The sequence below is a fragment of the Rhodococcus sp. IEGM 1318 genome (assembly GCF_033142465.1).
Taxonomy (GTDB): domain Bacteria; phylum Actinomycetota; class Actinomycetes; order Mycobacteriales; family Mycobacteriaceae; genus Rhodococcus_F; species Rhodococcus_F qingshengii_B.
Map to the genome: position 1 here is coordinate 52,068 of NZ_JAWLSC010000001.1, position 22,393 is coordinate 74,460.

22 protein-coding genes are annotated in these 22,393 nt (G+C 62.8%); 8 read left to right on the forward strand and 14 right to left on the reverse strand.

All coding sequences use genetic code 11. The features are described 5' to 3' along the window. The 3 genes from R4P65_RS00245 to R4P65_RS00255 form a co-directional block, all read right to left on the reverse strand. Positions 1–2,052 (reverse strand): prolyl oligopeptidase family serine peptidase, encoded by a 2,052-nt coding sequence (locus R4P65_RS00245; RefSeq protein ID WP_317825062.1) that lies wholly within the window; start codon positions 2,050–2,052, stop codon positions 1–3. 84 nt (positions 2,053–2,136) lie between these two features. After that, positions 2,137–3,153, reverse strand: coding sequence for an alpha/beta hydrolase (locus R4P65_RS00250; protein WP_230816855.1), 1,017 nt, complete (start codon positions 3,151–3,153; stop codon positions 2,137–2,139). Positions 3,154–3,396: 243 nt separating this feature from the next. Beyond that, positions 3,397–4,446 carry an alpha/beta hydrolase gene (locus R4P65_RS00255; RefSeq protein ID WP_070159955.1) on the reverse strand — a complete coding sequence of 350 codons (1,050 nt, stop codon included), beginning with the start codon at positions 4,444–4,446 and terminating at the stop codon, positions 3,397–3,399. 232 nt (positions 4,447–4,678) lie between these two features. Between R4P65_RS00255 and R4P65_RS00260 the strand changes: the two genes are divergently transcribed. The 3 genes from R4P65_RS00260 to R4P65_RS00270 all read left to right on the forward strand — a co-directional run bounded on the left by R4P65_RS00260 (position 4,679) and on the right by R4P65_RS00270 (position 8,294). Then, on the forward strand, positions 4,679–5,665 hold the full coding sequence (locus R4P65_RS00260; protein WP_230816857.1) for a dipeptidase: 987 nt from the start codon (positions 4,679–4,681) through the stop codon (positions 5,663–5,665). Positions 5,666–5,714: 49 nt separating this feature from the next. Next, positions 5,715–7,118 carry a dihydrolipoyl dehydrogenase gene (lpdA, locus tag R4P65_RS00265; RefSeq protein WP_003941477.1) on the forward strand — a complete coding sequence of 468 codons (1,404 nt, stop codon included), beginning with the start codon at positions 5,715–5,717 and terminating at the stop codon, positions 7,116–7,118. Positions 7,119–7,301: 183 nt separating this feature from the next. After that, positions 7,302–8,294 carry an iron-siderophore ABC transporter substrate-binding protein gene (locus R4P65_RS00270; protein WP_317825065.1) on the forward strand — a complete coding sequence of 331 codons (993 nt, stop codon included), beginning with the start codon at positions 7,302–7,304 and terminating at the stop codon, positions 8,292–8,294. On the opposite strand, the gene R4P65_RS00275 is transcribed toward R4P65_RS00270, so the two are convergent. Continuing rightward, positions 8,270–8,719, reverse strand: a complete 450-nt coding sequence (locus R4P65_RS00275; RefSeq protein ID WP_317825066.1) for a helix-turn-helix domain-containing protein — start codon at positions 8,717–8,719, stop codon at positions 8,270–8,272. The two genes, R4P65_RS00270 and R4P65_RS00275, sit on opposite strands and share 25 nt — an antisense overlap. A gap of 118 nt (positions 8,720–8,837) precedes the next feature. Here R4P65_RS00275 and R4P65_RS00280 point away from each other — a divergent pair, with 118 nt between their 5' ends. After that, positions 8,838–9,689 (forward strand): SDR family oxidoreductase, encoded by an 852-nt coding sequence (locus tag R4P65_RS00280; protein WP_317825067.1) that lies wholly within the window; start codon positions 8,838–8,840, stop codon positions 9,687–9,689. A gap of 52 nt (positions 9,690–9,741) precedes the next feature. Here the strand turns inward: R4P65_RS00280 and R4P65_RS00285 are convergent, their stop codons facing one another. Further along, the gene (locus R4P65_RS00285) at positions 9,742–11,343 is read right to left on the reverse strand and encodes an MFS transporter (protein ID WP_317825068.1); all 1,602 of its coding nucleotides are present in this window, start codon (positions 11,341–11,343) and stop codon (positions 9,742–9,744) included. 68 nt (positions 11,344–11,411) lie between these two features. Here R4P65_RS00285 and R4P65_RS00290 point away from each other — a divergent pair, with 68 nt between their 5' ends. Then, the gene (locus R4P65_RS00290) at positions 11,412–11,987 is read left to right on the forward strand and encodes a TetR family transcriptional regulator (RefSeq protein WP_003941498.1); all 576 of its coding nucleotides are present in this window, start codon (positions 11,412–11,414) and stop codon (positions 11,985–11,987) included. Between the two features lie 3 nt (positions 11,988–11,990). Here the strand turns inward: R4P65_RS00290 and atzF are convergent, their stop codons facing one another. The 6 genes from atzF to R4P65_RS00320 all read right to left on the reverse strand — a co-directional run bounded on the left by atzF (position 11,991) and on the right by R4P65_RS00320 (position 18,163). Next, complete coding sequence (atzF, locus tag R4P65_RS00295) at positions 11,991–13,700, reverse strand: allophanate hydrolase (protein WP_317825069.1); 1,710 nt, start codon at positions 13,698–13,700, stop codon at positions 11,991–11,993. A 17-nt stretch (positions 13,701–13,717) separates the two neighbouring features. Next, complete coding sequence (locus tag R4P65_RS00300; RefSeq protein WP_317825070.1) at positions 13,718–14,419, reverse strand: GntR family transcriptional regulator; 702 nt, start codon at positions 14,417–14,419, stop codon at positions 13,718–13,720. 76 nt (positions 14,420–14,495) lie between these two features. Next, entirely contained in the window at positions 14,496–15,029 is a 534-nt protein-coding gene (locus R4P65_RS00305) for a carboxymuconolactone decarboxylase family protein (RefSeq protein WP_317825071.1), read from the reverse strand. Then, on the reverse strand, positions 15,026–15,847 hold the full coding sequence (locus R4P65_RS00310) for an SDR family NAD(P)-dependent oxidoreductase (RefSeq protein WP_317825072.1): 822 nt from the start codon (positions 15,845–15,847) through the stop codon (positions 15,026–15,028). The genes R4P65_RS00305 and R4P65_RS00310 overlap by 4 nt, the downstream gene beginning before the upstream one ends. Before the next feature lie 96 nt (positions 15,848–15,943). Continuing rightward, complete coding sequence (locus tag R4P65_RS00315; RefSeq protein ID WP_317825073.1) at positions 15,944–17,164, reverse strand: MFS transporter; 1,221 nt, start codon at positions 17,162–17,164, stop codon at positions 15,944–15,946. Between the two features lie 9 nt (positions 17,165–17,173). Beyond that, positions 17,174–18,163, reverse strand: a complete 990-nt coding sequence (locus R4P65_RS00320; protein WP_317825532.1) for an LLM class flavin-dependent oxidoreductase — start codon at positions 18,161–18,163, stop codon at positions 17,174–17,176. Positions 18,164–18,390: 227 nt separating this feature from the next. Here R4P65_RS00320 and R4P65_RS00325 point away from each other — a divergent pair, with 227 nt between their 5' ends. The 3 genes from R4P65_RS00325 to R4P65_RS00335 are packed head-to-tail and all read left to right on the forward strand — an operon-like array spanning position 18,391 to position 20,276. After that, positions 18,391–19,032 (forward strand): SipW-dependent-type signal peptide-containing protein, encoded by a 642-nt coding sequence (locus R4P65_RS00325; protein ID WP_317825074.1) that lies wholly within the window; start codon positions 18,391–18,393, stop codon positions 19,030–19,032. A gap of 7 nt (positions 19,033–19,039) precedes the next feature. Beyond that, positions 19,040–19,657: a hypothetical protein gene (locus tag R4P65_RS00330; RefSeq protein ID WP_317825075.1), complete on the forward strand. Its 618-nt coding sequence runs from the start codon at positions 19,040–19,042 to the stop codon at positions 19,655–19,657. 10 nt (positions 19,658–19,667) lie between these two features. Then, complete coding sequence (locus R4P65_RS00335; RefSeq protein WP_317825076.1) at positions 19,668–20,276, forward strand: signal peptidase I; 609 nt, start codon at positions 19,668–19,670, stop codon at positions 20,274–20,276. Positions 20,277–20,634: 358 nt separating this feature from the next. Here R4P65_RS00335 and R4P65_RS00340 read toward each other — a convergent pair whose 3' ends face one another. From R4P65_RS00340 to R4P65_RS00350, 3 genes are all read right to left on the reverse strand, one after another. Further along, positions 20,635–21,072 (reverse strand): hypothetical protein, encoded by a 438-nt coding sequence (locus tag R4P65_RS00340; protein ID WP_317825077.1) that lies wholly within the window; start codon positions 21,070–21,072, stop codon positions 20,635–20,637. A 96-nt stretch (positions 21,073–21,168) separates the two neighbouring features. After that, the gene (locus R4P65_RS00345; protein ID WP_317825078.1) at positions 21,169–21,513 is read right to left on the reverse strand and encodes a hypothetical protein; all 345 of its coding nucleotides are present in this window, start codon (positions 21,511–21,513) and stop codon (positions 21,169–21,171) included. A 190-nt stretch (positions 21,514–21,703) separates the two neighbouring features. Further along, positions 21,704–22,393: a GntR family transcriptional regulator gene (locus R4P65_RS00350; protein WP_230816873.1), complete on the reverse strand. Its 690-nt coding sequence runs from the start codon at positions 22,391–22,393 to the stop codon at positions 21,704–21,706.

Sequence of the window (22,393 nt, forward strand, 5' to 3'; positions counted from 1 at the left end):
TCAGCCGAGTTTCTGCCAAAGGAACTCGTAGGTCAGCGCGGTCTTGAATGCCAGCTGAGCATTGTCCGCGGCGCCGCCGTGGCCACCCTCGATGTTCTCGAAATACAGCACCGGTTTACCCACCTCTTCCAGCTTCGCAGCCATCTTGCGGGCGTGCGCGGGGTGGACGCGGTCGTCGCGGGTGGACGTCGCGATCAGGATCGGTGGGTACGACGCGGCGGCGTCGATGTTCTGATACGGCGAGTACTCCGAGATGAATGCCCACTCCTCCGGGACATCGGGGTCACCGTATTCGGCCATCCACGAAGCGCCGGCCAGCAGGAGATGGAATCGGCGCATATCCAGCAGCGGGACCTGACAGACGATGGCGCCGAAGAGTTCGGGGTACTTGGTCAGCATGATGCCCATCAGCAGGCCGCCGTTGCTTCCGCCCTGAGCTGCCAGAAGATCCGGGGTCGTGATTCCGCGTTCGACGAGGTCCCTCGCGACGGCAGCGAAGTCTTCGTGCACCTTGTGGCGCCCGGCCTTGAGAACCTGTGTGTGCCAACCGGGTCCGTACTCGCCGCCACCACGAATGTTCGCAACCACATAGGTGCCGCCCTGCGTCAGCCAGGCACGGCCCAGAGAACCGCTGTACGACGGCGTCAGCGAGATCTCGAATCCGCCGTACCCGTAGAGCAGGGTGGGGCCGGGCTCGCTACGCGGATTGCGGACCACGAAATAGGGGATGAGGGTGCCGTCGGCGGAGGTGGCGAAGAACTGCTCCGTGGTGATGCCCTCGGCGTCGAAGAACGCGGGAGCTTGCTTGAGTGCAGTGGGTTCGGTTTCGCCGATCACGCCGTGCAGAAGAGTTGCAGGGGAGGTGTATCCACTCGAATTGACGAAGTACTCGTTGCTGACATCGGGGTCGGTGTCGAGAATTTCGATACTGGTCAGTTCTGGAAGTCCTTCGAAAGGTCCATCCTCCCAGCCGTTTTCGCCCGGCGTCAGGATGCGCAGCGTGGTGCGCACGTCGGTCAGTACCACGAGAATCAGATGATCGCGCGTCCAGGTGTAGTGCTCGAGCGAGGAATGTGCGTCGGGTTCGAAGATCGATGTCAGTGCTCGTGAGCCGGCAAGAAAATCGTCGTAGCGGATGGCAAGCAGTGCGCCGGTCGGATATTCGGTGTCCTCGACGACCCACACGGACTTGGTGCGGATCAACAACCACTCGTGGTGAATCGAGATACCGGCGTCCTCGGGGACGTCCACGAGCACCAGTTCACCGTCGGGGCGAACTTCGAAATGCTGAGAGTTGTAGAAATCGACCGAGCGAGTGACGAAGTCCCGTTCGAATCCGGGCGTCGGATCGTGCGAAGCCGAGATGGCCACGTCCGTGGCCTGGCCCTCGTAGACGGTCTCGGCGCTGGAGAGGGGAGTGCCGCGCTTCCACCGCTGGGCCAGACGGGGATATCCGGAATCGGTGAGCGACCCCGGTCCGATATCCGTTCCGACGTAGACGGTATCGATGTCGATCCAGTCGATGTCGGTCTTGGCCTCGGGAAGGTAGAAGCCGGGATTCTCGCCCTCGGGAGCGAGGAACTCGCGCTTGTCGATGTCGAACTCGCGAACGACCGCCGCGTCTGCCCCACCGCGGGAGAGACTGATCAATGCACGGTTGCGGTGTGGCCGTAGAAGTTGCGTGCCCTTCCAGACCCAGTTCTCGCCCTCGGCCTCGGCCAGGGCGTCGAGGTCGACCAGGACGTCCCATTCCGGGTCGTCGGTGACGTACTGATCGAACGTCGTGCGTCGCCACAATCCGCGAACGTGGGTGCTGTCGCGCCAGAAGTTGTAGAGGAACTCACCTCGACGGCGGACGTAGGGGATTCGCGCGTCGGTATCGAGGATCTCGCGCACGTCGCTCTGCAGTCGATCGAAGCGCTCGTTGTCGGTGAGCTGCTCCTCGGTCACGGCATTGTGCTGACGGACCCAATCGAGTGCAGACTCACCGGTCACGTCTTCGAGCCAGAGGTAGGGGTCGTCGCCGGTGGTGGGCTGCTGATCGGAAGTCATACGTCCATTCTTACTGCTCGCTCCCGACAGCACTCGACCCCGCTCCCGAAACACTGGAGCGGGGTCGAGTGAGAACGAATCGGGTCAGACGCCCAGGGAGTGAGCGAGCATCGGCCAGGAGTTGTGGAGATCGTCCTGCCAGTAGCCCCACGAGTGGGTGCCGGTCGGCTTGAAGTCGAAGGTGGCCGGGATCTTCAGGTCGCTCAGGCGGTAGGCGAGGTTGTGGGTGCAGTAGTTGACCGCTGCCTCGATGATGCCGCCGACGATCGCCTGGTTGGCGAGCGCACCGACCTGACCGTTGATCGCGGGATTGGCGAGAGTGTCGTGTGGGCCGGGGAGTCCGGAGCCGGTGGAGACGTAGAGCTCGGTGCCGCGGAGCTTCTCGGCGTTGAGGACCGGATCGTTGTCCTTCCAGCCCTGACCGTCGAGCGGGCCCCACATGTTGGTGATGTCAGCTCCGCCGCGGGTACCTGTGACAAGTTCGATCGCACTCTGACCGACGGGAGTACTGGTCTCGGCGCATCCGCTGTATGCACCGACGCCCTTGTAGAGGCCGGGAGCCGCGATGGCGAGGTTGAGGACCGAGGTCGCGGTCATGGAGATCGCGGAGATGGACTGCACCTTGTTGGTGTTGAACTCGGCGTCGATGACGGGCGGGAGTTCCTTGGTCAGGAACGTCTGCCACTTCTGACGACCGAGAACCGGATCGTCGTTCACCCAGTCGGTGTAATAGCTGAATGCGCCTTCGAGCGGTGTGACGACGTTGACGTTCTTGTCCTGGAAGAAGTTCATGACGTCGGTCTTGCGTTGCCAGGTCGCCGAGTCCTCGCCGCCGCCTGCACCGTTGAGCAGGTAGAGCGTCGGGCGGGGTTCGCTGCCATCCGCTGGGAGGATGACCTCGAGCGGGATGTTGCGATCCATCGCCGGGGAGAAGACCGAGATGGTGACCTTGCGGTCGCCGGTCTTGGTGTTGCTCACGACGTGCGATCCGGACGTGTCACCGCCCGCAGAAGCTGTCGCCGGACTGACCAGCATCGGCAGCACCGTGGCCACTGCGAGAGCTGCGATCACACTGCCACGCTTGAAAATTCGAGCACGCATACGTTCGGATCCTCCACCTGAATGTCTTCGGATCCGGAACGGATCGAAGTGCCTGTGAGCCCTTACTGGAACAGGTTCACTTTTTGTTATGTGTCAGTAAAGCAGAGCGGGCGCAGAAAGTGACGCGATTCGATTGCCTGACAATTGAATTGGCCCCGGAATTAACCCCCGAATCGGCCCAGACAAGGACTCGACCCCGCTCCCGGAAGTGCAGGGAGCGGGGTCGAGCCGGAACGATTTCGGTCAGATGCCCATCGAACGAGCGAGCATCGGCCAGGAGTTGTGAAGATCGTCTTCCCAGTAGCCCCACGAGTGGGTGCCGGTCGGCTTGAAGTCGAAGGTGGCCGGGATCTTGAGATCGTTGAGGCGGTAGGCGAGGTTGTGGGTGCAGTAGTTGACTGCTGCCTCGATGATGCCGCCGACGATCACCTGGTTGGCGAGTGTGCCGACCTGTCCGTTGATCGCCTCGTTGTTCAGGGTGTCGTGTGGGCCGGGGAGTCCGGAGCCGGTGGAGATGAAGAGCTCGGTGCCGCGGAGCTTCTCGGCGTTGACGACGGGGTCGTTGTCGATCCAGCCCTGGCCGTCGAGGGGGCCCCACATGTTGGTCACGTCAGCGTCGCCGCGCATGCCCACGACCAGTTCGATGGAGGACTGGCCGACCGGTGTGCTGGTCTCAGCGCATCCGCTGTACGCGCCGACGCCCTTGTAGAGGCCCGGAGCTGCGATGGCGAGGTTGAGGACCGAGGTCGCGGTCATGGAGATCGCGGAGATCGACTGGACGCCGTTGGTGTTGAACTCGGCGTCGATGACGGGCGGGAGTTCCTGGGTCAGGAACGTCTGCCACTTCTGACGGCCGAGGGACGGGTCGTCGTTCACCCAGTCGGTGTAGTAGCTGAATGCGCCTTCGAGCGGGGTCACGACGTTGACGTTCTTGTCAGCGAAGAACTCGTTGACGTCGGTCTGACGCTGCCAGGTCGCCCGGTCTTCGCCGCCGCCTGCACCGTTGAGCAGGTAGAGCGTCGGGCGGGGTTCGCTGCCGTCTGCTGGGACGATGACCTCGAGCGGAATATCGCGTTCCATGGAAGGGGAGTACACCTTGATGGTGGCGATGCGCCCGTTGTCCGTGCGGCTCGAGAGCTTGGAACCCGTTGTGTTTGCCTTGGCTACAGTTGCCGTGGTGGTCGACGGATCTCCACCTGCGGATGAGACGGCAGGGCTGATCAGCATCGGCAGCACGGATACTGCGGCTACAGCGGCGACCAGACGGCCACGCTTGAAAGTGCGAGCACGCATACGTTCAGAAACCTCCACCTAAAATTCCTTCGAATCCGCCCAGGAGTGAACGGTCCTTTGTTGCTGTTCCCGTGCGGGAATTCCTGCTGGTACATGCTCTGCCGATAGATACAGGGCGTGTGAGTCTTGTAAGTTCTACCGCATCGGTGCGTTATCCGCCAGTGAACCAGAGATTTGCTGAACGTACGACCAGTTTCAGGTGAATTTCCCTGATCATCGACGGGATTAGTGAGTGAACCGGACATATCCACTATGGGAACAACACTGTTGCCTACCTCTGCAGTCGAACGCGTCTGTCGAAGATCTTCTCCGATATCAGCGCCCAGCGGGGAGTTACGTTTCGGTGAACGTCGGTTACTCGCCGCAGACTCGCGCGGACTCGACGGCAATCGCCAAGAGTTTCGCGTGGCAGGCGCGGGTCGAGTTTCCGGAGATAACCCCTGTCTTCACTGTCGACGACGTCGTCGAGATTCAGGAGTCCGGCGGAATTGCCCTGGCCTTCGACCTGGAGGACTCGAATCCGCTGGAGGGAGACCTAGTCAACGTCTCGTACTTCTACGACCTCGGAGTCCGCTCGATGTTGCCGACGTACAACTACATGAACGCTGCCGGCTGCGGCTGCTTGGATCTGGCGGACACGGGGTTGAGCGGATACGGTCGTGACCTGGTTGCCGAGATGAATCGCGTCGGAATGACGGTCGACGGCTCACATTGTTCGGTACAGACGGGGTTGGACATCTCAGCTATCACCCAGCGAGCAATGATCTACAGCCACTCGAACCTCCGAAGGTTGTGGGAGCATCCGCGCAACATCACCGACGATCAGGCCAGAGCGTGTGCGGAGACCGGCGGCGTCATCGGGATCAACGGCGTGGGCATATTCCTCGGCGTCAACGGACCGGATGACAACCAGGCTCGGCTGTCCGCGATGGCCGAGCACATCGAAGAGGCTGTCGGACTCGTCGGCATCGATCACGTCGGGATCGGTTCCGACTTCTCCTTCGACGCCGACGACTTCCGAGAAGAGATCGAGCAGAACCCGTCGTCGTTCTCCGAGGCGTACACCGCGTGGGGGCCGTTGCAGTGGACTCCTCCGGAGGACGTGCTGACACTTGATCAGATATTGCGTGACCGGGGGTTCGACGAGCCTTCGATCGAGGCCGTGTACGGCGGAAATTTTGCCCGAGTTGCCCGAGAAGTGTGGGCTACCGACGGGTAATGCGACCATCTGGGGACAGCGAAACGATGCAGGACTACCCTGGTGAATCGTGACCTCACACTATGACGTCGTTGTCCTCGGAGCCGGCCCCGGTGGGTACGTCGCTGCTATCCGCGCGGCACAACTGGGCCTGAGCACCGCCATCATCGAGCAGAAGTACTGGGGCGGTGTATGCCTGAATGTCGGCTGCATTCCGTCCAAGGCGCTTCTCCGTAACGCCGAACTCGCGCACATCTTCACGAAAGAAGCGAAGACGTTCGGCATGTCCGGAGACGTGTCCTTCGATTTCGGCTCCGCTTTCGATCGCAGCCGCAAGGTCGCGGACGGGCGAGTCAAGGGCATTCACTTCTTGATGAAGAAGAACAAGATCCCGGAGTACGACGGCAAGGGGACGTTCGTCGACGCCAACACCATCAGCGTGGAGCTGAGCAAGGGTGGCACCGAGACGATCACGTTCGACAACGCGATCATCGCGACGGGTTCGTACACCAAGCTGCTGCCGGGCACCTCGCTGAGCGAGAACGTCGTGACCTACGAAGAGCAGATCCTCACCCGTGACCTTCCGGGTTCGATCCTCATCGTCGGTGCCGGCGCGATCGGCATGGAGTTCGGTTACGTCCTCAAGAACTACGGAGTCGACGTCACCATCGTCGAGTTCCTCGATCGGGCACTGCCCAACGAGGACGCCGATGTCTCGAAGGAAATCGCCAAGCAATACAAGAAGCTCGGCGTCACCATCAAGACCGGTGCCGCTGTGCAGTCCATCAGCGACGACGGCAGCAAGGTCACCGTCTCGATCAAGGACAACAAGTCCGGTGAGATCGAGACCGTGGTCGTCGACAAGGTTTTGCAGTCCGTCGGCTTCGCACCGCGCGTGGAGGGCTTCGGCCTCGAGAACACCGGTGTCGCGTTGACCGATCGCGGCGCCATCGCGATCGACGACTACATGCGCACCAACGTCCCGCACATCTTCGCCATCGGTGACGTCACCGCCAAGCTGCAGCTCGCTCACGTCGCAGAAGCTCAGGCCGTCGTCGCTGCTGAGACCATCGGCGGCGCGGAGACGCAGACGCTCGGTGACTACCGGATGATGCCCCGTGCGACGTTCTGCCAGCCGCAGGTCGCCTCGTTCGGGTTGACCGAGGAGCAGGCCAAGGCCGAGGGCTACGACGTCAAGGTCGCGAACTTCCCGTTCGCTGCCAACGGCAAGGCACACGGTCTCGGTGACCCGACCGGTTTCGTCAAGCTGATCGCCGACAAGAAGTACGGCGAACTGCTCGGTGGGCACCTCATTGGACCGGATGTTTCGGAACTGCTGCCCGAGCTGACCTTGGCCCAGAAGTGGGACCTCACGGTCAACGAGTTGGCACGCAACGTCCACACCCACCCCACACTCAGTGAGGCACTGCAGGAAGCGATCCACGGCCTCGCCGGCCACATGATCAACTTCTGACGGCAGGGCCTTCGGCCCCGTGCGCCTTTTTGGTAGTTCGCTCTACCGGAAAGGCACACGGGGTTTTTCGTCTTTTGTGTCGAGTTGTGTTGCGAACGGGCCATCTGAGGCCTTCGCGGCGGGGTGTAGGCGCGCAACGCATTAGCGTCCCGAGTCGACCATCCGGCTTTCGAAGGACCACTCATGAAAACTCGTTCCGTACTGCTCGCGGCTTGCGTCGCGCTGACGCTCTCTGCCTGTGGAGCCTCAGGCGATTCCGGATCGGACACCGAAGCTTCGGGCGTCGCCGAGGCGGGGGCGTTCCCCGTGACCGTCGACCACGCTTACGGCTCGACCACGATCGACGCGGAGCCTATGCGCATCGTGACCATCGGATGGAGTGGCCAGGATTCGGTGATTGCACTGAACAAGGTCCCGGTCGCCATGGAGAGCTTCTCCGGCGACGGCATCGAGAACAACATTCTGCCTTGGGACGCTTCGCGTCTGAACGGTGCGAAGCCCGTTCTCATGACGACCAATCCCGATATCCCGTTCGAGCAGATCCTCGGGCTCGATCCCGACGTGATCCTCGCCGTCTACTCCGGTATCGACGAGGGCGAGTACAAGCGCCTCAGTGACATCGCGCCGACCGTCGCCTTCCCCGACCAGCCGTGGGATACCGCGTGGGACAAGCAGATGAGCATGATCGGTGCAGCGCTCGGACAGCCGGCGCAGGCGCAGACTCTGATCGACGAGACCGGGGCGTACTTCGAGAAGCAGGCCGCTGATCACCCGCAGTTCCAGGGCAAAACCTCGACGTATGCGATGCGCACCGATGAGGGCTTGATCGTCTTCTGCGGCACCGACCCGCGGATCCGTCTTCTCGGCCAGCTCGGGGTGAAGACCTCGCCCGGTGTCGACGCAGTGTGCACTTCCGGCGACAGTTCGGTGTCCGTGGGCATGGAATCCATCGACACACTCGACGCCGACGTCTTCATTCTCGTCGACGCCGATGGCACCAACCTGGACAAGCTCATGTCCTTCGGTCCGTTCGCGAACATGACCTCGGTGTCGAACGGCCGTCTGGTTCGTCTGGTCGGAATGGACTACGCGATGGCTACTTCCGCTCCGACGGTGCTGAGCGTTCCCTACGCATTCGACGAGTTCATCGCTCAGCTCTCGGACAAGTTGAGCTGATTCCGAGCGTCGTACGACGCTTGTGACGCAACGATTTTCGGAACCTGCGATTCGAGTAGTTCGATCAGGGCCGTGATCTTTGCGGCGACGTCGGCGCCGAGTTCGGTCAGGCTGTATTCCACTTTGGGTGGGATGGTTTCGAGTACCTCACGGTGCACGAGGCCATCCCGCTCGAGTGTTTGCAGGGTCTGGGAGAGCATGCGCTCGCTGACTCCGTCGACGCGCCGACGTAGGGCGCTGAACCGGTACGGGCTTTCATTCAGCGCTGCCAGTGCGAGCGCACCCCAGCGCCCGGTTGCATTCTGCAGGGCCGCCCGAGAGTTGCATCCGCGAGCGAAGACGTCAGCCTCGAGCGTGGGGTCCACGACGTCGGCATTCGGATCAGGAGTCAGGGCAGCACGTGAAGGTGAGTCGGTGCTGGTCATGTACCCAGGTTACTACTGCACGATCCCATAGCGCTAACTCTACGTGTTGCACTTACGAAAAATAAGTGCATGATGGTTGCAGAACGCATTTACGCTCCAACCTGGATCGGGAGTTCGCATGAGCATTGCAGTCACCGGCGCAACCGGAAACCTCGGACAACTGGTAGTCGAGTCGTTGATCGAGCGGGGAACCGCCGCGTCCGACATCGTCGCAGTGGTCCGCAATCCACAGAAGGCGGAAAGCCTCGCCGCCCGCGGAGTAGTTGTACGCCAAGCGGACTACGCCGATGCCTCGGCGTTGGAAACCGCATTGGCGGGCGTCGACAAGCTGGTGCTGATCTCGGGAAGTGAAGTGGGGTCACGGCTCGCGCAACACGCCAACATCATCGACGCGGCGAAGGCTGCCGGCGTCGGATTCATCGCCTACACGAGCATCTTGAATGCTCAGGACACTCCGATGAAGCTTGCTGCCGAGCACAAGGCGACCGAGGACGTGCTCACTCGGAGCGGTATTCCGTTCGCGCTGTTGCGCAACGGTTGGTATTGGGAGAACTTCACCAACGACCTGGCCGGTGTGATCGAACGCGGCGCACTGGTCGGTGCGGGAGCGGAAGGCAAGATCGCGGCTGCGGCGCGTGCGGATTACGCCGACGCTGCAGCGGTGGTCGCAACCACCGATGGCCACGAAGGCGCAGTGTACGAGTTGGGCGGTGACGAGAGGCTCACCTACGCCGAATTAGCCGAGAAGATCAGCGAATTCGCGGGCAATCCGATCGCGTATCAGTTCGTGGACGAGCGGGCATACGAAGGCATTCTCGAAAGTGTCGGACTGCCTGCACCGGTTGCGCAGATCCTCGCCGATTCCGATGCTGCAATTGCCAAGGGGGCGTTGGATACCGAGTCGGGTGACCTGCAGAAGTTAATCGGACGCAGCAGCACTCCGGTGGCTGAGGTGTTGAAGAAGGCCTGACCTGCTGTGCGCCTTTATCAACCGCGGGCGGTTAATAAAGGCGCACCGGGGTTTACCCCATGTGGACTGCGCCCTCGGCGGGCAGATCACCCTTCTTGGCTCGGACCAGTACCAGCACTACCGGTGCGATGATCGCCAACAGGATTGCCGCCCAACCGAATGCGGCAGAATATCCGGAAACCTCGGCGCCGAAGAAGTAGTCCGTCATCGAGGCGACGAAGTCCTGCACCGGCTGGGGGAGTAGTGCCAATTGGTCGCCGGTCGGGATGGTCGCGTTCGACATGTCGACAGGAATGCCTTCCGGCGGGATCGGCGCCGCGTTGTCGGCGGTGAAGGCCGACTTTGCCGAAGCGTAGATCGTGGTGAACAGTGCGGTGCCGAGTGCGCCGCCGATCTGCAGTGTGGCGTTTACGAGGGCACTGGCAGCGCCGGCGTCGTGGTCAGGGACGCCGATCAGTGCGAGGTTCTGCATCGGCACCATCAGTAGACCCAGTCCGAAGCCGAAGATCGCGAGGCCGGGGAACACGTGCGTCCAGTAGGAGCTGTGTACCTCGATCTGTGTGAGCATGAGCAGCCCTACCGCAGCCACCAGCGGGCCGGCGACCATGAGCGGCTTGGGGCCGATCTTGGTGGACAGCTGTGCTGCGATGGTCGACGCCAGGACGATGAAGAATGCCATCGGCAGCGATCCGACGCCGGCCATGACCGGGCTGAATCCGAGCACGATCTGCAGGTAGAACGTCAGGTACAACGTGCCGCCGAGCAGGGCGGCGCCCACCAACATTGATCCGATGAGAGCAGCGCCGCGATCGCGATGCCACGGAACGCTCAGCGGTAGAAGCGGATTCTTGCTGCGGCTCTCGACCACCACGAAGATCGCGAGGAAGACCAGGCCCAGAGCGATGAACAGCAAAGTGTCAGCCTGGCCCCAGCCGTGCTCGGCGCGAGTGAATCCGTAGACCAGTGAGCCGAGGCCGAGCGCGATGAGAATCGCACCGGGAAGGTCGTAGCTCGTGTCGCCGTGCGCCTTGGTTTCCTTGACGATCGGGACGGCTGCAGCGATGGCGATCAGAGCGATCGGGATGTTGACGAGCAGGCACCAGCGCCAGTCGACGTACTGCGTCAGCACTCCACCGAGGAGCAGGCCGATGGCAGCGCCACCGCCGGAGATTGCGCCGTAGACGGCAAAAGCCTTGGCGCGCTCCTTCTCTCCGATGAAGGTGGTGGTGAGCATCGACAGCGCCGCGGGCGCGAGCAGGGCGGCGAAAACGCCCTGGCCGGCGCGGGCGATGAACAGTTCGATACCGCTCTGCGCGATGCCGCCGATGCCGGAGGCAACCGCGAAGCCCGCCATGCCGACGATGAAGGAGCGCTTGCGGCCCCAGTAGTCGGCGATACGTCCGCCGAGGAGCAGCAGCGCACCGAACGCCAAGGCGTACGACGTGACCACCCACGCGCGGTCCAGGTCACTGATACCGAGTTCCTCCTGGGCCGCCGGTAGGGCGATCGAGACGATGGTGCCGTCGAGCACCACCATGAGTTGAGCGAACGCGACGATGCAGAGCACCAGCCAGCGACGTTGATGATTCGGATTCTCGGAGACAGCCGGGATCGGTGGCAGAGTGCCGCCGTCGACGTGGGACGTGGTGGTCATTGGAAAAAGGTATTCCAGCCTTCTCGGGTGAGTCAAACGAAATAGTTCGTTCGGTTACCATCATCACTATGGCTCCCACTGACGTGACCGCGACGAAACAGCGAATCCTCGACGCTGCGCAAGAAGAATTCGGCACCTACGGGCTTGCCGGTGCGCGCATCGATCGGATTGCGAAGAACGGAAACGCCAGTAAGGAGCGCCTCTACGCCTATTTCGGTGACAAGGTCGCGTTGTTCCACGCGGTGCTCGACGTCGACTTCGAGCAGGCGATGGAGTCCGTCGAGTTCACCGGTGAAGACATGCCCGCGCATGCCGTCGAACTGTTCGACGCAATGCTCGGCAAACCACAGATTCAACGGATGATGATCTGGGGTCAATTGCAGGGTGAGGCACCACGGATGAAGAAGCTGGCCGAGGAACATTCCAGCTGGGTTCCGCGAATGGCCACGATCCGCAAGGCTCAAGAAGACGGCCTCATCTCCAAGCACTGGGACCCCCAGGACCTGATCACGATGCTGTTCGGCCTGGTGTTCGGCTGGGTGGTGGCCCCCGGCGTGGCCGACAACCAGAACGTCGACGCCGACGAGATCGCGCGCCGCCGTGAAGTGGTGCGCGAGGCCGTCACTCGAATCTGCAAGCCGTGACTGTCAGCGGGAGAGGTACGCGGCCCAACCGCCGTAGCCGGTGATGTCGGCTGCGCCGTTTACGGCGTCATGAGTGCAGCTGAAACCGACAGTCGTTCTACCGTCGGATAACTCGACGCTCGTGAGCGCCATCGGTGCTGGCAAGGCGGCGAGGAATGTTCCCAGGCCAGCCGGTGAGATCCGGAAGATCTCGCCGACGACCGGTGCCCCGAGTCCGGGTCCACGGCGGACCAGCCCGGGCTTCGGGGGCGTCGTGTCGAGAGCGAAGAGCCGGTAGGCGTCCGAGGTCGTGACGGTTTCGACGTACCGCGCGCCGAGGTCGACCAACTGCGAGTTGAGGGGTTGCCCGCGCAGATGAGCGCCGAATACTGCGAGGTCGATTCCGGTATTGACGAGGGTGGGTGAAGGCACACCACCGAGTCGCGCAGCGAGGTCGATGGCGATCTGGTCGTCGAAAGCAGGTACGACGAACATGACGCCGAACGGGTGATCTTCGGCGGTGCGGTGTCCGGGCACCGCGACTGCCGCCATGTCGAGCAGGTTGCAGAAGTTGGTGAAAGTTCCCATCCGGCGGTTGATTCCGAACTGATCTTCGGCCACGGCTGCGATGGTCGGATGTTCGGTGGTGGTGGGAAGCAGTAGCGCGTCGAACCCGGCGAGGAGTACTCGAGCAGCGGCCTTGGCGCGGGTGAGCGCGTCGAGATCGTCGACCAGCTGGTATCCGGTGGGGTGCTTCGCGCCGAGCACGATGTCGGACACCGCGGGATCGGCTCCGGCAGGGCGGGTTTCGAGGAACCCGCCGGCAGCGGCGTATCGCTGCGCCACCACGGCGCCGTCGTAGAGCAATCGGGCCGCGTCGAGCAGTCTGGAGATGTCGACGGTCTCGGTCTCGGCGCCGCCGGCAACCAGAGCTGTCACAGTGTCCTGAAACGCTGCCAGATACAACGGGCTCAGTTGCGCCAGATCCTCGATTCGGGGCACGGCGACATGCGGATTCGGCGCCGCCGCGAGACGAACATCGGAAGGCCAGACTCGGCTGCGGGGATCTCGAGGTTCGTGGCCGACCATGATTGCCGCTGCCGCGGTTGCTGATTCGAGATCACCGGCGAATACCGTCACAGCGTCGTAGTCGACGCAGGCGGGCACTACTCCGTGGGCTGGGATGACGCCCAGCGAGAGTTTGAGTCCGTAGATCCCGTGGAACGCTGCCGGCACCCGGCCGGAACCGGCAGTGTCGGTGCCGATTCCGATGTCTGCAATCCCCAGCGCGACAGCGACGGCGGATCCGGAGCTACTACCGCCCGAGATCAATTCTTCGTCCCAGGCGCAGCGAACGGCTCCGTACGGACTACGCGTTCCGACCAGTCCGGTGGCGAACTGGTCGAGGTTGGTCTTCCCCAGAACAACAGCCCCGTGCTCGATCAACCGCGCAACGGCACTGGCAGTTTCATTCGGCGCATACGCGAATTCGGGGCACGCCGCTGTGGTCGGCAGACCGGCGACGTCGACGTTGTCCTTGACGGCGACCAGACGCCCAGCCAGAGGAAGGTGCTCGCCCGCGGCGATTCTGGCTTCGACCGAGGCGGCGTCGGCAAGCACATCTTCCTTGCAGCGCAACGTGATCCAGACTTCGGGGCGATCCACTTCCTCGATCCGCTGGAATGCCTGCTCGACCCGGGCTGTCGGGGTGAAAACCTCTGCTGCGATGGTCATGGTGTGTACTGCTCCGATCAGTCCGTGATGTTGGCGAGTGAGAGCGCGGTGATCGCGCGGGTCACCCGATCGAGAACGACGTCGAGAGACTCGCCGATGTGCTGGTGCAAAAGCGTGCGGGCCTCGGGCAGATTGCCGGCAAGTAGTTCCTCGAGGATTCGAATGTGCTCCGCAATCGAGGTGTCGATGCGGCCGTTGACCATGAAGTCGTACATCCGAACGTGCCGGATACGGGAGTTCACCGAGAACAGTGACGCGACCAGTTCGTTGTTTCCCGACGCTCTCAGAACGGCGACGTGGAATTCCTCGTCCCGTTCGACGAACCCAGGCTCCTGAGCGGGCGGATCGAGAGCAAGAGCGCGCCACCGCACCAACTCGTCGTCGAGGATCGTTCGATCGTGCCGGATCGTCGGATCCGCGATCGCCCGGGTAATTCCTTGTAGTTCCAGAGTGATTCGGAGTTCGTACAGATCTCGGATCCGCGGGATGCTGGGGCGCACGGCGGAGAACCCGTATTCTTCCCGGCGCAGCAGTCCATCGGCGCACAGCATCGTCAACGCTTCCCGTACTGGTGTGCGAGAAATGCCGAAACACGCGGAGAGTTTCGGTTCCGTCAGGCGCTGATCGAACCCGATGGTCCCGTTGACCAGTTCGGTGCGTAGTTCCCGGTAGACCACCTCACGCAGTGGCTCCGGCGCCGTATTCATCCCTGTCGACATACCTGTATACGCTATTGATCAGGTGTTTCGTCCAGATGTCTTCGGGTTAGAGCTGAGTTACGGCCGCCGCGGAACTTCAGGAGAAGTCGCGCTGAACCCGCAAGGTTCCGATCGTGGTGGCCAGGCCGTCGTACTGAGTGACCAGCAAGGTGAATTCGATCAACCGACGATCGTCGAGATGCTGCGAGAGCGTTCCCCACGTGTTATCGGTGATGTCCTTGGTGGTGACCAACTCGTCGACCGCAGTCAAGATCGCACGGTGACGCTGACTCAACTCGGAAGCGCCAGGGCCCTCGATGATTCGGGCCAGTTCTTCTGCGTCGATTCCGGCTTTGCGGCCGAGCCTGATGTGGTGATCCATCTCGTAGCCGCAGTCCCGCAGATGCGCGACCCGCAGGATGATCAGTTCGGTGTCGTGGCGAGAGATCTTGCCGCCGGGCATGAGTGAGCCGGAGTAGTGCAGCCAACTGCGGAAGAGTCCACCCGTGCGTCCCAATGTGCTGAACAGATGCGCATCGGGTGCTCCGGCAACCTTCGACAGGACACGCCAGATTCCCCAGTTGATCGGACCGAGGTCCTTGAATCGGCCGGGCGGGATGCGGGGGTTCATGCGACTCCACGGACGTGAGAGGGACGGAGGTCGATAGCTCGTTGCGCGATGTAGCGAACCGCAGCGCTGCGGCGGGGCGCGTGTACGCGTGACTTCCGGCCGACGATACCGCGCTCGAACGCGTCGACGGCGTCAGCGACGGTCGTGGTGCCGGAGTTGGCGAGAGTTCCGCGTGCTCCGTCGAACGACAGTGCGGTGGTGTCGGTGTCGATGTCGCCGATGTACGCGACGCCCACCTTGGTGCCGAGGTGTTTCATTTCCAGGCGTAACGCGTCTCCCAACGCCTCGACGCCGGCGCGCGAAGCACGAAGCGGTCCGCGAAACGGATGCTTGACGGCGCCGTGGGCGGATGCGACCACCAGGGCGTAACCGTTCTCATGACTGATGTGGTGACCCGCTGCGCGCAGGGTGTAGTACGTGCCCATGAGATTGACTTCGACCGCGCGGCGCATGTCCGCAGGGTCGCCGCCGAGGATCGACGAGTTCGCCTCGACGCCGGCATTGGCGACGACTACGTCGATGCCGCCCAGCTTCTCGGCTATGTAGTCGACGCCGCGAGATACCTGCTCGAGATCAGCGACGTCGCACAACTGCCAGGGCGCGCGGCCGCAGGAGGTGGCGACTTGTTCGAGAAGTTCCGGCTCGAGGCCGAGGAGTCCGACGGATGCACCGCGGTCGTAGAGGCGTCTGGCCAGCGAAGAACCGATATTGCGGGCAGCGCCGGTGATCAGGATGCGCCGACCCGTCAGATCGTCGCCACTGCTCTTGGCCGATTCGGCCTTGCCCGCCTCGCTCTTGCCCGCCTCGCTCTTGCCCATTGCTGTGTCCCTACGCAGTGACTTTCTGGTCCTCCGACGCTAACACCGCCGGGTAGCTGCGACTGCAAGTACCGCCAACTCCGTCCGAATGGACGCTCAGACCGATGCGGCTTCGAGACGCGGATGTGACGCGGAAGCCTGTGTCGACCGCAATCGGCGGAATCGGACCACGGCAACGACGGCGGCAACAGCGGCGAGGATCACCAACGGCAGTGACGGACCCATCGTGGGTTCGATGACGACCAGCAGCACCGGCAGTCCGAATCCGAGATAGGTGCCGACGTAGAAGATCCCGGTCAAAGCGCCCCGCGAGGCTGGGGGAGCCAGCGATTCGAGATCGAGTAGGCCTTCACGCAAGCACAGTCCGTAGGCCGTACCGAGGACGAGCGAGCAGACAATGAACAACCCGAGCGCGGGGTGTGCACCGCCGACGGCGACCAGGCAGTATCCGAGCGCCGCCAGTGCGGCGCCGACCGTGCCGGCCTGAGGACCCCAATTGCGATGGCGCGCAGCGGTTTGAACCAGGATTCCAGCACCCAGAGTCAGCGCCGCCGCGAAACCCGGAAGGAGAGGGCCCGAATAGCGGTCTCCGAGCCTGGCCGTCATGGTCACGAAAGACACTGTTGCGCTGGCGAACACCCATGGCGCCAACGGAAGAGCCCAGAACAGAGCAGATGCGACGGAGCGCTCCGCGCCGTCGGGCGCAGATGCGACGGAGCGCTCCGCGCCGTCGGGAACGGGTGTGAACGTCGCAGCTTTGGTGGGAGCCGGAGTGCGACTCCACGCGGCAGCAGCGGCAACCGAACCCACCGACAAGACGGCCGAGACGACAAACGGCGTGGCGAGCGGGAAAGCGGCAAATTGCGCCAACAGGCCCGTAAACAGCGGTCCCAGTGCAAAACCCGAGGTAAGTACGACGCCCGCCATCACGGTGCCGGACTTGCCGCGAAGGTCAGCCGCCCACGCGGTACCGGCGCCGATCGCCAGACCGGCACCGATACCGACTACGAGGCGCCCGACCATGAGCCCGGGCGCGTCGTGCCAGAGGAGAAGAGTCAAGGTTCCGAGTGAGGCTATGAGCGCTCCGGGCAGGACGACTACGGCTCGGCCGACGCGGTCCGACAGTGCTCCACCGGTCAACAGGCCGGGCAGGAGTCCGAGCGCGTAGATACCGAAAACACCGTCGAGCACGGCATGCGACAGGCCCTCGTCCACCCGGAGAACCGGGATGAGCGAGGCAAAGTGGTTGGCTGCCCAACCCGTCGAAAGTAGAACGGCCAGTACCGAGATGAACCCCCGACGGGATGGATCGCCCATACCGGCAGCTTAGGCGGGCACCAGATCGCTCACGTCGGCGAGGAGTTCGAACGTGCGCAACCAAGCCTCGCGGTTGGTACCGGTTGACACCGTGATCAGCTCGTCGGCCTGCGCGTGCTCGGTGAACTCGTCGAGGTAGGCACGCACCTCCGTGGGCGTGCCGATGGCGCTGTACTTGGTCATCTGAAGAACCTGCTGACCGGCGGGGGAGTCGAGCAGCATGTCCGCTTCGTCGTCCGTGAACTTGCGTCCGCGTCCGAGAAGAAGGCTGACGCGCGAACGCTTGGCCGCGAGGAAGTCCTGCTGGGCCTGCTCATGGGTGTCGGCGGCGATGACGTTGACGCCGGCGATGACGTACGGCTCCGCCAGTTGCTCCGACGGCTTGAACTCGCGTCGGTAGATCGCAACGGCATCGCGCAGGGCGCTGGGAGCGAAGTGTGAGGCAAATGCATACGGCAGGCCGAGCATCGCGGCGAGCTTGGCGCCGAAGAGTGACGATCCGAGGATGTAGAGCGGAACGTGAGTGCCCTTGCCGGGAACGGCGTTGATTCCGGGGACGCGCGAGGTGTCGCCGAGGTAGCCCTGAAGCTCGAGTACGTCCTGCGGGAAGCTGTCCGAAGAACTCGGGTCGCGTCGCAGTGCCTGCATCGTCTTCTGATCACTACCGGGTGCGCGGCCGAGACCGAGATCGATGCGACCCGGGTGCAGTGTCTCGAGGGTGCCGAACTGCTCGGCGATCGTCAGCGGTGCGTGGTTGGGGAGCATGATGCCCCCGGCGCCGAGGCGGATTTTACTGGTGTTCGCGGCGACGTGGCTGATCAGGACGCTGGTTGCCGAAGAAGCGATGGAACCCATGTTGTGGTGCTCGGCGTACCAGATTCGCTTGTAGCCCCACTCCTCGGCACGCTGCGCCAACGTCACGCTGGCGTCGAAGCTGTCTTTGGCGGTTTCGTTGTCGCCGATGTGGGCGAGGTCGAGGATGGAAAGTGGGACGGCCATGAATGTGGTGCCTTTCTCAGCGATCAGAACGCAAGTGTCGTTGGAAGGTGCAACCATCTGGCCGGCTTTCCTATTTCCCCCTGGTCAGCGCCCACGGATGGCGGCGGGGCGGCGAAGGCGTCAAATCTTTGTCTCAATTTCGGCCATTTCGGATATTTCGGGTAAAAGCGGGGGCTAGATTTCCCGAATCGGAGGTTCTTTCGCATTCCAAGTGAATCGAGACCAGAATGACCACTGATCGGAAAGCTGTAAACAAGCGCAAAGTACGTGCATTGCTTGCCGGAGGACTTGTCCTCGGTATCGGCGCTGCCGTCACCTTGGCAGCGTGGACGGACAATGTTTTCGGCGACGCGCAGTTCCAGACGGGAAGTTGGAATCTCCAAGGCAGCTTCGACGGACTGACGACCTGGGGCGAGTACCAGGTCGACGCCTCCGCCGGCCACTTCACATTCAGCACCGGATTCGCAGCGCTCTCGCCTGGGACGACGGTGTATGCACCGGCAGCGCTACGGATCGGTCCCGCAGCCAGCACACTCGGTGCGACGGTACAACTGCTCGGTGCGACCGGCGGCGATGCCGTACTCAAACCTGCCCTGCGGTATTCGGTGTATCGAAATGTCCCGTCGGCGACCTGCACTGCGGCCGGTATCGGATCAGGTATCGCATGGGTGGGCACGACAGCCAGTCCGGTGGCCTTGACGGCAGGTTCGGGCTCGGACGTCACCTTGGCCGGTGGCGCAGCGGGTCCCGGCACTCCGGTCGAACTCTGCTTCGCGGTCACGCTGCCTGCCGGAGTGGACCCCTCGATCGTGTCGGGCCAGGACACCGGGCGCTTGCTCTGGCAGTTCACCGGCCAGTCCACCCCCTGACGCCTGCGTGGTCACACGGCGAATGCGTCAGGTGTACGCACTGGCGGCCTCGGGATTCGTCCTGGGTATCGGTGCAACTACCGTGGCCGCCAGTTGGGTGGACAGCACGATGGGCGATGCATCGTTTCGCACCGGAACATTCGGAATCGAGTCGAACATCGGCGGCGGATGGTCGTCGCATTCGTCCAGCGCCCCTGGGGTTTTCACGTACACGCCCTCGGCGCTCCTGATACGCCCCGGTGCGTTCTCGTACGGCCCGGTCTCCCTTCGGACAGTGCCGGTCTCGCCGGCAGCATCCGTCACTCTGCAGGCGGCCACGGTTGCCGGCGACTCCACTCTGGCGTCGGCGCTGCGGTATCGGGTGGTCAAGTCGACCACCTGTGATGCGTCCGCCTTCTCCACGGGAACACCACAATTCGTAGTGGGAAGTGCGACGGTGTTTCCGTCGCTCTCAACTGGTTCCGCAGTCGGGGCCATCGCGCTACCCACCGGTGGGGTATCCCCGGGAGCTCCGGTGGCGCTGTGCTTCGAGATTTCACTGCCCGGGACCTCGGCCAATTGGAGCAACTCGGCGTTGATCGGTAAAACGGCAACTCCCACTTGGCAGTTCAGTGCAACACCCTGAAGGAGCTGCAATGCCAACACGTGCCCGGGCAACACATGCCCGGACGAAGAAGCGTTCGGTCCCGACGATCATCGGGGACTGCGTCCTTCAGGTTCTTGCAGTCGGTGGGGTCATCTGTATCGCTTTGGTGGTCTGTGCCTTCGCCTTCGACATCACGCTGATCATGTTCAAGACGGGCTCCATGTCGCCGACCATTCCGACCGGATCTCTGGCAGTTGTGCGTGAAGTGCCTGCGGATTCGGTCGGGGTGGGCGACGTCGTCACCGTCGATCGGGGAGTGTCCGAACTGCCGGTGACCCACCGGGTCGTCTCCGCTCGTACCCAGGACAACGGCATCACGATTCTCGATCTCAAGGGTGATGCCAACGCCTCGGCTGATCCCGCGGTTTACGAGGTCACCACGGTTCGGAAGGTGCTCTGGCACGTTCCGGGACTGGCGCGGGTGATCGTCTACTTCTCGAATCCTCTTGTTCTGGGGGCGATCACGCTGACCATGGCCGCTTTGGTGGTCGCGGTATTCTGGCCGCGCACTACCGATGACGACGCTGATGCCGACTCGGCCGACCCGAAAACCGAACCCATTCAGGTTCTTCTACCGCCGGGGGGCGGTAGGCAATGAAGCGTCGCCACCTGTTCTCAGTCATCGTATTGGCAGTTGCGGTAGTGCTGGGCTCCGGATTTTCGGCTCACCCACTTCTGGGCGAGACCGAAGCGGCGTGGACCGACTCGGAGTACGTGACCGGCCCGATTTCCACCGGAACCTGGACAACAAACGGGTACGGCAGATCGACGTCGGGCAAAGGAACGGCGACCGGCGGATTGATAACTCTCGGAGGAAATCTCGGCGGTTCGTTGATCGAACATCCGACCGTGCAAACTCAACTCGCGCCGGGCAAAACCACGGGGACTGTTTCGTTGGCGGACAACTCCGGTGTATTGCTGGGGTTGCCCGCACTCAGCCGCACTGGTAGCGCCGTTCAGTGCGGCGCGTATCTCGTAGGAGCGTCGGCATCGACCCCATGCGGGGCGGCCGGGTCGGATGCGGACGCGGAAACTACATCTACATTGGGTTTGCAATTGAATCTGGTTTCGGTACTGGGGATCACGTTGATACCGGCGGACGCGATCACGAGCACGAGCGTCAAGACAAGCGCACGCTGTGCGAGTACGTCGGCGGCTACTGACCAGCCGACGGGAACCGTGAAAGTCGGCGGCGCCACGGTTGCCATCCCGGCGGTGGGTGCAAACGGTTCGGCCACGTCGACGTCGCCGACTACTGCAACCTTCGTGATGGCGAATGTCCCACTGCTCGCGCGGGTAGAAGCGCGCTTCTCGAACATCAAGGTCACCAGTACCCGAGCGGCTTCCGGTTCCGCGCCTTTTGTCGCGTCTTCGACTGTTTCAGTGAGCTTCACTGTTGAGGCCGTAACTGTCGCATTGTCGATCTTGGGTGAAGGGCTGGTCACAGTGATCCTGGGATCGACGAACATATCCGTCAATCTGTCGGCCGCTCAGTGCGGGCTTGATTCTTCACCTCCGGTGACGCCGCTGAGCCTTGTCACCGGACAGGCAGCGCGAGTCGCCGAGCCGACACCGACAACAGCGACAGCTGTTCCCGTGACCACCACGCCGACTACGGGAACGACGACGCCTGAACCTACAGCGGCCACAACGACCACCACCGCCACAACCACCACCGCGGCAACAGGCACCACGCTGCGGACAAGTCCATCGCTAACCACAACACCCGTCACCACAACGCCCGTCACCTCGACTCCGGCGGACTCAATCGGGACGGTAATCCACGGGCCCGTCGGTTCGAGTATCTCCGCTTTCACCACAGATGACGGACTCACCTGCGAAGTTGTGCCTGATGTAGACTACGCGGGCGAAGTCGCCGTCGAATGTTCTGATGGCACAACGGGTACGGTCCCAGGCTCTGAACTCGGTCCGAAGCCAACCGTACCGGGGGAGTCTCTGCTGATCCCCCTGACGAGAGACCACGTCACCGAAGTCGTGACCCTCGAGTCAGCGACACGAACCTGATCAATTCCGCACGGCATTCGCCATAGCGGCCAACGAGAGGGCTTGCCGAGCGCGGTCGAGTACGACCGCGCGAGAGATGTCGATGTGCGATACCAGTGCCTCGTGCGCTTGCGGAATCTTGCCGTCCAGAACCAGTTCGACGACGGAGATATGTTCCTCCACGGTGGCCTTCATACGGTCGGGAGTCAGGTAGTCGAACATCCTCACGGGGCGCAGCTTCGAGTTGACGGCCTGAAGAGCGTCGACCAGTGCGTGGTTGCCGGACGAGGCGAGGAGCGCAATGTGAAACTCCTCGTCGAGAGTCACGAAACCGGCGTCCGGCGACGGCATCTGTTTGCGAAACGCGTACCACCGGTCCAGTTCGGAACCGAGCGCGTCTTTGTCATGGACGGGGGCTTCACCATCGAGTACCCGCCGAAGTCCGTGCACCTCGAGGAGTATGCGCAGCTCGTAGAGGCCACCCAACTCGTCGAGGTGCGGTCGGTACGGAAAGAGGCCGTGTTCGTCGCGTTCGACGAGCCCGTCGGATTCCAACTTTGCGAGCGCCTCGCGGACCGGTGTTCGCGAGACGCCGTAGAGATGGGCCAGGCGTTCCTCGCCTAGTCGTTCCGAGGGCGCGATCTGACCGGACATCAGATCGTTTCGGATCGACCGGTAAACCTGTTCGCGCAGCGGCGGCCGCACACTCAT

What these genes read in the sequence shown, in the direction of transcription:
- R4P65_RS00350 (WP_230816873.1), bottom strand. Translation starts at nt 22,393, where the DNA reads ATGAGTGTGCGGCCGCCGCTGCGCGAACAGGTTTACCGGTCGATCCGA.
- R4P65_RS00275 (WP_317825066.1), bottom strand. Translation starts at nt 8,719, where the DNA reads ATGACCAGCACCGACTCACCTTCACGTGCTGCCCTGACTCCTGATCCG.
- R4P65_RS00300 (WP_317825070.1), bottom strand. Translation starts at nt 14,419, where the DNA reads ATGTCGACAGGGATGAATACGGCGCCGGAGCCACTGCGTGAGGTGGTC.
- R4P65_RS00310 (WP_317825072.1), bottom strand. Translation starts at nt 15,847, where the DNA reads ATGGGCAAGAGCGAGGCGGGCAAGAGCGAGGCGGGCAAGGCCGAATCG.
- R4P65_RS00250 (WP_230816855.1), bottom strand. Translation starts at nt 3,153, where the DNA reads ATGCGTGCTCGAATTTTCAAGCGTGGCAGTGTGATCGCAGCTCTCGCA.
- R4P65_RS00285 (WP_317825068.1), bottom strand. Translation starts at nt 11,343, where the DNA reads ATGACCACCACGTCCCACGTCGACGGCGGCACTCTGCCACCGATCCCG.
- R4P65_RS00335 (WP_317825076.1), top strand. Translation starts at nt 19,668, where the DNA reads ATGCCAACACGTGCCCGGGCAACACATGCCCGGACGAAGAAGCGTTCG.
- R4P65_RS00245 (WP_317825062.1), bottom strand. Translation starts at nt 2,052, where the DNA reads ATGACTTCCGATCAGCAGCCCACCACCGGCGACGACCCCTACCTCTGG.
- atzF (WP_317825069.1), bottom strand. Translation starts at nt 13,700, where the DNA reads ATGACCATCGCAGCAGAGGTTTTCACCCCGACAGCCCGGGTCGAGCAG.
- R4P65_RS00270 (WP_317825065.1), top strand. Translation starts at nt 7,302, where the DNA reads ATGAAAACTCGTTCCGTACTGCTCGCGGCTTGCGTCGCGCTGACGCTC.
- R4P65_RS00320 (WP_317825532.1), bottom strand. Translation starts at nt 18,163, where the DNA reads ATGGCCGTCCCACTTTCCATCCTCGACCTCGCCCACATCGGCGACAAC.
- R4P65_RS00325 (WP_317825074.1), top strand. Translation starts at nt 18,391, where the DNA reads ATGACCACTGATCGGAAAGCTGTAAACAAGCGCAAAGTACGTGCATTG.
- R4P65_RS00305 (WP_317825071.1), bottom strand. Translation starts at nt 15,029, where the DNA reads ATGAACCCCCGCATCCCGCCCGGCCGATTCAAGGACCTCGGTCCGATC.
- R4P65_RS00315 (WP_317825073.1), bottom strand. Translation starts at nt 17,164, where the DNA reads ATGGGCGATCCATCCCGTCGGGGGTTCATCTCGGTACTGGCCGTTCTA.
- R4P65_RS00255 (WP_070159955.1), bottom strand. Translation starts at nt 4,446, where the DNA reads ATGCGTGCTCGCACTTTCAAGCGTGGCCGTCTGGTCGCCGCTGTAGCC.
- R4P65_RS00280 (WP_317825067.1), top strand. Translation starts at nt 8,838, where the DNA reads ATGAGCATTGCAGTCACCGGCGCAACCGGAAACCTCGGACAACTGGTA.
- R4P65_RS00290 (WP_003941498.1), top strand. Translation starts at nt 11,412, where the DNA reads ATGGCTCCCACTGACGTGACCGCGACGAAACAGCGAATCCTCGACGCT.